Raw genomic sequence first — 9,540 nt, forward strand, 5'->3', positions numbered from 1 at the left:
GTCAGCCTTTCGTGGAACCGGCGGTGACGCCGTCGGCGATCTGGCGCTGGAGGAACAGATAGATCATCAGCACGGGTACCGCCGCGATCAGGACCCCCGAGGCGAAGGTGGGGATGTCGTCGGAATACTGTCCGCGCAGCGCGTTGACCCCGATCATGAGGGTGCGATGCTCGGGCGACGGCATCATGAGCAGGGAGATGAGCACGTCGTTCCAGCAGAACAAGGCGTCGAGAATGCCGACCGACAGCAGCGCCGGAACGCCCAGCGGGAGCATGATCCGCCGGTACACGCCGTACACCGTGTTCCCGTCGATCCTGGCCGCGTCGACGATCTCCGCAGGAATGGTCCTGTAGTGGCTCGTCATCAGGAAGACGGTGAACGGCAGGAACTGCGCGACGTAGGCCAGGATCAGTCCCGGATAGGTGTCGATGAGCCCGCTGTCGGCCATGACCCTGGTGAGCGGCACCATGATCACCTGGAACGGGACGAACAGCCCCGCGAGACAGCCCAGGAAGATCACCGAAGAACCGCGAAACCGCAGCTGGCTCAGCGCGAAGCCGGCCATCGACCCCAACAGCAGCAGCAGGGCCACGGCGAATGCCACGACGACGAACGAGTTGACGAAGAACCGCGCCATTCCGGCGCCGGCCCACGCCTCGGCGATGTTGTCCCAGCGCAGGGAGCCCGCCGGGGAGAACCGGTCGAGGACGTAGTCGCGCCGGGTCTTCATCGCGACGTTGGCGGTGAACACGAGAGGATAGATCGTCGCCAGCGCGAGGACGGCCATGGGGACAGCGGCCACCCACCTGGCCAGACGCCTGCCGGGCATCAGTCCTGCCTTCCCGTGCGGCGGAGCAGAGTGATCTGCAGGAGCCCCACCACGAGCATGACGACGAAGAGAACCGTCGAGGCGGCCGAGGCGAGCGCAGGCCGGTTCATCTGTCCCTGCTGGTGCCAGATGTAGTACTCCGGCAGGTAGGTCGATCCCTCCGGGCCGCCGCTGGTCATGACGAAGAGCAGGCCGAACATGGATGTCAGCATCCCGATCATCGTGGTCACGAAGACGAACTGAATGGTGCGCGTCAGGCTCGGGATGATCACGTGCCAGATCGTCTGGCGGAGCGACGCGCCGTCCACGCGGGCGGCGTCCAGCAGCGAGGCGTCCAGGGTGCTGAATCCGGCGAGGAACACCACCAGGGCCATCCCGAACGTCGCCCACACGTGCACGCCGACAACCGTGAACATGGCGATGCCCGGCTCGCCGAGCCAGTCGACCGGGCCGACGCCGACCGCCCCGAGGACGGCGTTCAACGGGCCGTCGAACCCGAGCATGAGGTTGAAGATCGCACCGACGATCACCGGCGAGAGCACGGCCGGGAAGAAATAGACGCTGCGGTAGACCCGGTGACCCGGCACGCGCAGGTAGATGAAGGTCGCGAGCAGCCCCGGAATCGCCACCGCCACGGGAAGCAGCAGCACCAGCAGCCCGACGTTGCGCAGCGAGGTGCGGAACAACGGGTCGCCGAACAGCTCCAGGTAGTTGCCCAGGCCGACGGGGGTTCCGTTGAGCTCGCCGTCGCCCGTGAAGGAGAAGTTGACCCCCAGGACCAGCGGCCACAGCCGCAGCACCACGATGATCAGTACGGCCGGGGCCACCAGGACGTAGGGCGCGAGGCGCTCCGCGCGCCCCCTACGGGTGTCCCGGCGGCGTCCCCGGTGCCTGACGGTCCCTCCGCCGGCCGGCACGGAGCCGGCCGGGCGGACCAACGGGGACGGACTTCCGATCGGCACGCGGTCAGCCCGCCCGGTCGGAGGCGGCCAGCTGCTCCACAGCCTTGTCCACGGTGGTCGACCCGCTCAGGAGCTGCTGGGACAGTCTTCCCATCAGGTCCAGGGTCTTGGAGGACAGCGCCACGTGCAGGGCGGGCTTGCCGGTCTTGATCTCGGACGCGATCGTGGCGACGGCCGGGCCGGACTGCGAGAAGTCGATCGTCGTGTCGGACGCGATCGCGCCGGCCTTCGAGTAGAACGCCGTCAAGGCGTCGGTCGAGGTCAGGGATCGCACCAGATCGGTGGCCAGCGCGGGGTCCTTCGTCCACTTGGCGACCGCGTAGCCGATGCCGCCGTCGTACGGAAGGCTCGGAGTGGCTCCGTTGGTGACGACGGGGGCCGGCATGACGCCGATCTTGTCGGGCGGCAGGAACTCGCCGAAATCCTTCCAGTGCCCGATGTCCGACATCAGCCCGATGATGTGCGCGGCCTTACCGGTCTCGAAGACTCTGAAGATGTCGGTGAACATCGCGGTGGAGTTGGCGCCGTCGTTGTTCAGCCCCTTGTCGCCGGCCTCCTTCCACAGCTCGAAGATCCGCCTCACGTGAGGAGAGGTCCAGTCGCGCTTCCCGGCGATCCAGCCGTCGTACTCCTGAGGCGTCAGGACACCGGATCCGAGGCCCGACAGGAAGAACTGGATTCCGGCGCCTTCCTTGTTGCCGAGCGCGAAGCAGGTGGCTCCGGTCGCCTTCTTGATGGCGGCGCAGCCGCTGACGAACTCGTTCCAGGTCTTGGGTGGGTTCGCCGGGTCGAGGCCGGCCTTCTCGTAGAGCGTCTTGTTGTAGTAGATCGGGTGTCCCTGCAGGGTCACCGGTGCGGCGTAGATCTTGCCGTCCTTGCTGAACGCGTCCCAGCCCGCCAGCCGGCTCTTGTCCTCGGCCACGTACTGGTCCAGCGGAAGGAGCGCGGTGACCCGGTCGCGGATCTGCCCTCCCCCGTTGAAGAGCATGACGTCGGGCCCCTTGCTGGACTGGATGGCCGTGCCGAGCAGGGTGTAGTACTGGTCGAACGGCTGTGAGACGAACTCGACGGTGACTCCCGGATGCCGCTTGGCGAAGTCGGCCTTGGCCTTCTCGATGTAGGCCGCGGCGGCCGGTTCACCGGACTTCCAGTCCCAGACCACGATCTTCTGCTGCTTCTGCGTCGAGTTTCCGGAGGGTGACTGGGTCCTGGCCGCGCTCCCGCAACCGGCCAGGACCAGCGCGGCGGCCATCAAGGCCGACCACAGTGCTCGCTGCTTCATTGCTGCCCGCTTTCCGAGGACCGCTGGACCAGGCGCAAACATAATTCGTATGACGTATAACGTCAATAGGGCTCACGTATACTGACGCGGTGGCGCGCCAGGAGGGGTCTATGACGACATCGCAGGAAACGCCTGGCAGCGTCCCGGCGCCACCGGCCTGGGTACGACGTCCTGCCAGTCTCGCCAGAGCGGTGACAGCCGAGCTGGTGGAGCGCATCGTTCGCGGCGTGCACCCGCCGGGGACATCGCTGCCCCCCGAGCCCGCGCTGTGCGAGGCCTTCTCCGTGAGCCGCACGGTCGTCCGGGAAGCGGTGAAACTCCTGCAGGAGAAGGGACTGGTACGGGTCCGTCAGGGCTCCGGCACCATGGTGACCCCGCCGGCGATGTGGGACATGCTCGACGAGCTCGTCCTCGCCGCGACCATCGCCGAGGAAGAGGGCCTGGCGATCCTCGACGACCTCGTCGTCACGCGGCGCGTGCTGGAGTCCGACATGGCCAACGTCGCCGCCCGCCTGGCCGGGCCGGACACCATCGAGCAGCTGCGCGTACTGGTGGATCGGATGGACGAGCTCGTGGACGACCCGGTCACGTACGCCGAAAGCGACCGCGCCTTCCACGACACGATCATGCAGGCGTCGGAAAACCGCATCGCCCGGGGCGTCGTACGGGCGCTGGAAAGCCAGGTCATCAACACCGCCCGATACCTGGGCCGGACCGAGCGGGCGCTTTGCGTGGCGTCGAACCTCGGCCACCGCCGCATCTACGAACGCATCGCCGCCCACGATCCCGGGGGCGCCGCCGAGGCGATATTCAATCACATCACCGAGGCCTGGATCGTCCGCCGCAGCGGACCCGCCGACCCCGTGCGGCTGCGGCGTTAGCGCCCGTTCGCGTCCTCGGAACCGATTCGATCGAGGGCCGTGAAAGTTTCAGCGCGGCACGTCAGTGGCGGCCACGGCCGCTTCTCCTGGTCAGACGCCGGAGCGACGGGGTCGTCTCAGGCACAGGCCCACAACGTCGGGAAGGCCGAGCCTTGACAGGTCTTGTCACGGTCATATTTGCTCCGCTGCACCATCGCCTCCAGCCGCCAGGAAGAAAGGAGATCCCATTACTGCGGCGTTGAGTGAGCGCTAACACTTCCAACGCCCGCACCCCCGGAAAAGGTGGTGGAAGTGGCTTCCCTTTTGCGTTTTTCACCCCCAAGAACGGCAAAGGAATTTGCGTGATGTCGAGGCTCAGGTACCTCTTCACCGCTATCGCGTCCGCTGTACTGCTCATCGTCCTGGCCACGGTGCATACGGCGCTGGGCGACAGCGCGCCCCCGTCCTTCGCACAACGGAGCGCCCTCGCGGGCACCGCGGGATGCGGCAAGACCCCGACGCTGAGAAGCGGTACGCAGTCGATTACGACCAGCGGGAAAAATCGCAGCTACATTCTGAGAATTCCGGACAACTACAACAACAACACGCCCTACCGGTTGATCTTCGGATTCCACTGGAATGGCGGCACCGCCAACGATGTCGACGGGGGCGGAACCAGCGGGTACCCCTGGTCCTACTACGGGCTCAGGGCATTGTCGAACAACACCGCCATCTTCGTCGCGCCCCAGGGCTTCAACAACGGCTGGGCCAACTCGGGCGGTGAGGACGTCACCTTCGTCGACGACATGATGCGGCGGATCGAGGCGGACCTCTGTGTGGACACCTCCCAGCGCTTCGCCATGGGCTTCAGCTACGGCGGCGGCATGAGCTACGCGCTCGCATGCGTCCGGGCGACGGTCTTCCGCGCGGTGGCGGTCTACTCCGGCGGGCAGCTCAGCGGGTGCAGCGGCGGCAACGAGCCCATCGCGTACATCGGGCTGCACGGCCTCAGGGATCCGGTGCTCAACATCTCCACGGGCCGGTCGCTGCGTGACAGGTTCGTCAGGAACAACGGCTGCACCCCCCAGAACCCGCCGGAGCCGGCGCAGGGCAGCCTGACGCACGTCGTCACCAACTACTCGGGGTGCCGGGCGGGGTATCCGGTCGCATGGGCGGCGTTCGACGCCGGCCACACCCCCGGTCCCGTGGACGGGAAGCCCGGCGACCTCGAGCCTGGCGAGAAGTCCTGGACCAGGCCAGTGGTGTGGAACTTCTTCACGCAGTTCGGAGGCAGCGACCCGAACCCGACGCCGACCCCCACGGTTGATCCGCCGGCGGCGGGCGCGCTCAAGGGCGCGGGGTCGGGGCGGTGCCTGGACGTCAGCGGAGCCTCGCAGGCCAACGGCGCGCAGACGCAGATCTGGGACTGCAACGGCCAGGCCAACCAGCAGTGGGCCGCCACCAGCTCCGGTGAGCTGCGGGTCTACGGCGGCAAGTGCCTGGACGTGAACGGGGCCGGGACGGCGGACGGCACCGCCGTGATCATCTGGGACTGCAACGGCCAGAACAACCAGAAGTGGCGCCTCAACGCCGACGGCACGATCACGGCGGTGGGGGCGAACAAGTGCCTGGACGTGTCCGGGTACGGCACCGCCAACGGCACCAAGGTGCAGATCTGGACCTGCACCGGCGCCACCAACCAGAAGTGGGCCCGCGCCTGACAGTCCGTGACAGCTGACCATGCGCCATCGCCGGGACGAGTCATCGCCCCGGCGATGGCCATGAGCACGCAGGGTGCGGGGCTCGTGCTCGTACCCGACGGAGGCCGACCGCCCGCGAAATCCCCATGGGCTTGGAGAACCGAAATGGCTGATTTATCGCGAAGACAACTGCTGAGATTCGGTACGGCTGGAGCCGGAGCCGCGCTGCTGCCCTTATCATGGACGGCCGCGGCACGGGCCGCGTCGGTGGCGCCTGCGGAGGTGAGAGCCGCGAACGATCTGGCCTTGTGGTACGACGAAAGCGCCGGCACGGAGTGGCTGCGCGCGCTTCCGATCGGAAACGGCCGCCTGGGCGCCATGGTGTTCGGCAACGTCGACACCGAGCGGCTGCAGCTCAACGAGGACACCATCTGGGCCGGCGGCCCGTACGACCAGAGCAACACGAAGGGCGCGGCGGCGCTGGGGCAGATCCGGCAGCTGGTCTTCCAGAACCAGTGGAGCCAGGCCCAGACCCTGGTCGACCAGAACATGCTGGGCAACCCTTCGGCTCAGCTGGCCTACCAGCCCGTGGGCGATCTGCGACTGACCTTCGGCAGCGCCACCGGGGTTTCGGAGTACAACCGTTTCCTGGACCTGACCACGGCCACCACGACGGTGACGTACCTGCAGAACGGCGTACGGTACCGGCGCGAGGTGCTGGCGAGCGCGCCGGATCAGGTGATCGCCGTCCGCCTGACCGCCGACAAGCCCGGCTCGATCACGTTCTCCGCGACGTTCGGCAGCCCGCAGCGGACGACGCGGTCCAGCCCGGACGGCACGACGGTGGCGCTCGACGGCATCTCCGGCGACCAGAGGGGCCTGGCCGGCAAGGTCAAGTTCCTGGCGCTGGCCCGGGCCGTCGCCGAAGGCGGCAGTGTCAGCAGTTCCGGCGGCACCCTGCAGGTAAGGTCCGCCAACAGCGTGACGGTGCTGATCTCCATCGGCTCCGGCTACGTGAACTACAAGGACGTCAGCGGCGACTACCAGGGCATCGCCCGGCGCCATCTCGACGCCGCCGCCGGCCGGACCTACGACGACCTGCGTGGCCGGCACACCGCCGATTACCAGCGGCTGTTCGGGCGCACGACGCTCGACCTCGGCCGCACCCCGGCGGCCGACCAGCCGACCGACGTACGGATCGCGCAGCACGCGAACGGCAACGACCCGCAGTTCTCGGCGCTGCTGTTCCAGTACGGCCGTTACCTGCTGATCTCCTCCTCGCGGCCGGGCACCCAGCCCGCCAACCTGCAGGGCATCTGGAACGACTCGCTGACCCCGTCCTGGGACTCGAAGTACACCCTCAACGCCAACCTGCCCATGAACTACTGGCCGACCGACACGACCAACCTGTCGGAGTGCTACGAGCCGGTGTTCAGGATGATCAACGACCTCACGGTCAGCGGCGCCCGTACGGCCCGGGTGCAGTACAACGCCGGCGGCTGGGTGACCCACCACAACACCGACGGGTGGCGGGGCAGTTCGGTCGTCGACGGCGCGACCTGGGGCATGTGGCAGACCGGCGGCGCATGGCTGGCCACCATGATCTGGGACCACTACCTCTTCACCGGCGACCTCGACTTCCTCCGGCAGTACTACCCGGCCATGAAGGGGGCCGCGCAGTTCTTCCTGGAGACCCTCGTGGAAGAACCGAACCTCAAATATCTGGTCACGAACCCGTCGAACTCGCCGGAACTGCCCCACCACTCGGGCGTCAGCATCTGCGCCGGACCGACGATGGACAACCAGATCCTGCGAGACCTGTTCAACGGCTGCGCCAAGGCGAGCGAGCTCCTGGGCACGGACGCGAGCTTCCGGACGCAGGTCCTCGCCGCCCGGGACCGGCTCCCGCCGATGAAGACCGGCTCACGCGGCAACATCCAGGAATGGCTGTACGACTGGGTCGAGACCGAGCAGAACCACCGGCACATCTCCCACCTCTACGGCCTGCACCCCAGCAACCAGATCACCAAGCGCGGCACCCCCGCGCTGTACACCGCCGCGCGGCGGACCCTCGAACTGCGCGGTGACGACGGCACGGGCTGGTCGCTGGCCTGGAAGATCAACTACTGGGCGCGGATGGAGGAGGGCACGCGGGCGCACGACCTGATCCGCGCCCTCGTGACGACGGCCCGGCTCGCGCCCAACATGTTCGACCTGCACCCGCCGTTCCAGATCGACGGCAACTTCGGCGCGACGTCCGGCATCGCCGAGATGCTGCTGCAGAGCCACAACGGCGAGCTTCACGTGCTTCCGGCGCTCCCGGCGGCCTGGCCGAGCGGGAAAGTGCAGGGTCTTCGAGGGCGCGGCGGCTACACCGTGGACGCGACGTGGAGCTCCGGCGGGGCCACCGAGATCCTCATCAGGTTCGACCGTGACGCGACGGTCAACGTGCGCAGCCGGATCTTCGCCGGGACCTACCAGGTGGTCGACACCACGACCGGCGACACCGTCAGCGTCGCCAAACCCGAGAACGACGTCATCGGGCTGACCGGCCAGGCCGGTCGTACGTACCGCATGACCGGGTCCGGCGGCCCTCCGCCGGCGACCTACGTGCGGATCACGAACGCGACCACCGGCCTGGCGCTGGACAGCGGCGGGAACGTCGCCTCCGGGGCGAACCTCAAGCAGTGGAACTGGGACGGCAGCACCAACCTGCAGTGGCAGCTCGTGGATCTGGGCGGCGGGTGGTACCGCATCGTCAACCGCACCAACGGCATGGTCGCCGACAGCTGGGGCAACACCGCCAACGGAGCCAACGCCAGGCAGGCGGCGTGGGGCGGCGGCAACAACCAGCAGTGGCGCCTCAACAGCACGGGCAACGGCCGCTACCAGATCATCAACCGCGGCACCGGCACGGCCCTCGACGGCATGGGCAACAGCACAGCCGGCTCCACCGTCGCCATGTGGACGCCGAACAACAGCACCAACAACCAATGGACCATCACGGGCGTGTGAGCCCGACGACGCTCGCAGACCAACGCGCGCGCTTCGCCGCAACCGGCCACCGGTTGCGGCGAAGCCATGGGCCTACCTACGCGGTTTCAGGAACGGCTCCAGGTCCACTTCTGGTTGCCGCCGCCTGAGCAGTCGTACAGCTGGATCTGGGTGCCGTTGCCGGTGCCCGCGCCAGTGGCATCCAAGCAGCGTCCCGATTGCACGCCGACGATGGTCCCGTCGGAGTTGACCCGCCACTTCTGGTTGTCGCCGCCCCAGCAGCCGTAGATCTGCACCTTCGTACCGTTCCCGGTGCCGCCGGCGTCCAGGCACTTGTTGCCGTACACCTTGATCTCACCCGCGGAGGTCGAGCTCCACTGCTGGTTGGACTGGCCGTTGCAGTCCCACAGCTGCACCTGGGTGCCATCCGTGGTGCTGGCGTTGGGCACGTCCAGGCAGCGGCCGGAGGCCACCCCCTTGATCTGGCCATTGTCGCCGGGCGGCGTCGGGGTCACCGTGGGCGTGGGGCCGGGGTTGGCGGCGTTCAGGGCGTTGAGGACCGCGTCGTAGGCGGGCTTCTTGTTGCCGCCGTTGAACAGCAGCGGGCTGGCGTTGGCGCCGAGCCAGGAGTCCTGGTCGCGCACCCCCCACACCGTGATGCCGGCGCAACGGGCCACCGCCAGGCAGTCGTTGGTCACGGCGGCGTAGGTCTGCGCGGAGCCACCCTGGATGTCCAGCTCGGTGATCTGCACGTCCACCCCGAGGGCGGCGAAGCTGGAGATGGTGGTGCGGTAGTTGCTGTTGTACGGGCTGTTGCCGTTGAAGTGCGACTGCAGGCCGACGCAGTCGATCGGCACGCCGCGCTGCTTGAAGTCGCGGACCATGTTGTAGACGCCCTGGGTCTTGGCCCAGG

7 protein-coding genes are annotated in these 9,540 nt (G+C 67.8%); 3 read left to right on the plus strand and 4 right to left on the minus strand.

Going from position 1 to position 9,540, the window contains the following annotated elements:
• Nucleotide 1: 1 nt before the first annotated feature.
• The 3 genes from ABZX61_RS64810 to ABZX61_RS64820 are packed head-to-tail and all read right to left on the minus strand — an operon-like array spanning nucleotide 2 to nucleotide 3,073.
• Nucleotides 2-829 carry a carbohydrate ABC transporter permease gene (locus tag ABZX61_RS64810; RefSeq protein WP_355212956.1) on the minus strand — a complete coding sequence of 276 codons (828 nt, stop codon included), beginning with the start codon at nucleotides 827-829 and terminating at the stop codon, nucleotides 2-4.
• Complete coding sequence (locus ABZX61_RS64815; RefSeq protein WP_355212958.1) at nucleotides 829-1,791, minus strand: sugar ABC transporter permease; 963 nt, start codon at nucleotides 1,789-1,791, stop codon at nucleotides 829-831. The genes ABZX61_RS64810 and ABZX61_RS64815 overlap by 1 nt, the downstream gene beginning before the upstream one ends.
• A gap of 4 nt (nucleotides 1,792-1,795) precedes the next feature.
• Complete coding sequence (locus ABZX61_RS64820; protein ID WP_355212960.1) at nucleotides 1,796-3,073, minus strand: extracellular solute-binding protein; 1,278 nt, start codon at nucleotides 3,071-3,073, stop codon at nucleotides 1,796-1,798.
• 110 nt (nucleotides 3,074-3,183) lie between these two features.
• On the opposite strand from ABZX61_RS64820, the gene ABZX61_RS64825 reads away from it, so the two are divergent.
• The 3 genes from ABZX61_RS64825 (at nucleotide 3,184) to ABZX61_RS64835 (ending at nucleotide 8,648) form a co-directional block, all read left to right on the plus strand.
• Entirely contained in the window at nucleotides 3,184-3,954 is a 771-nt protein-coding gene (locus ABZX61_RS64825; RefSeq protein WP_355212962.1) for a FadR/GntR family transcriptional regulator, read from the plus strand.
• 344 nt (nucleotides 3,955-4,298) lie between these two features.
• Entirely contained in the window at nucleotides 4,299-5,654 is a 1,356-nt protein-coding gene (locus ABZX61_RS64830) for a lectin (RefSeq protein ID WP_355212964.1), read from the plus strand.
• 285 nt (nucleotides 5,655-5,939) lie between these two features.
• Nucleotides 5,940-8,648 carry a glycoside hydrolase N-terminal domain-containing protein gene (locus ABZX61_RS64835; protein ID WP_355212966.1) on the plus strand — a complete coding sequence of 903 codons (2,709 nt, stop codon included), beginning with the start codon at nucleotides 5,940-5,942 and terminating at the stop codon, nucleotides 8,646-8,648.
• 86 nt (nucleotides 8,649-8,734) lie between these two features.
• Here the strand turns inward: ABZX61_RS64835 and ABZX61_RS64840 are convergent.
• On the minus strand, nucleotides 8,735-9,540 hold an 806-nt coding region (locus ABZX61_RS64840), incomplete at its 5' end, for a ricin-type beta-trefoil lectin domain protein (protein WP_355212968.1).

The organism is Nonomuraea sp. NPDC003709 (assembly GCF_040610775.1).
GTDB lineage: Bacteria > Actinomycetota > Actinomycetes > Streptosporangiales > Streptosporangiaceae > Nonomuraea > Nonomuraea angiospora_A.

Excerpts from the sequence above, each read along its gene's own strand:
- ABZX61_RS64810 (WP_355212956.1), bottom strand. The coding sequence starts at position 829 with ATGCCCGGCAGGCGTCTGGCCAGGTGGGTGGCCGCTGTCCCCATGGCC.
- ABZX61_RS64820 (WP_355212960.1), bottom strand. The coding sequence starts at position 3,073 with ATGAAGCAGCGAGCACTGTGGTCGGCCTTGATGGCCGCCGCGCTGGTC.
- ABZX61_RS64825 (WP_355212962.1), top strand. The coding sequence starts at position 3,184 with ATGACGACATCGCAGGAAACGCCTGGCAGCGTCCCGGCGCCACCGGCC.
- ABZX61_RS64830 (WP_355212964.1), top strand. The coding sequence starts at position 4,299 with ATGTCGAGGCTCAGGTACCTCTTCACCGCTATCGCGTCCGCTGTACTG.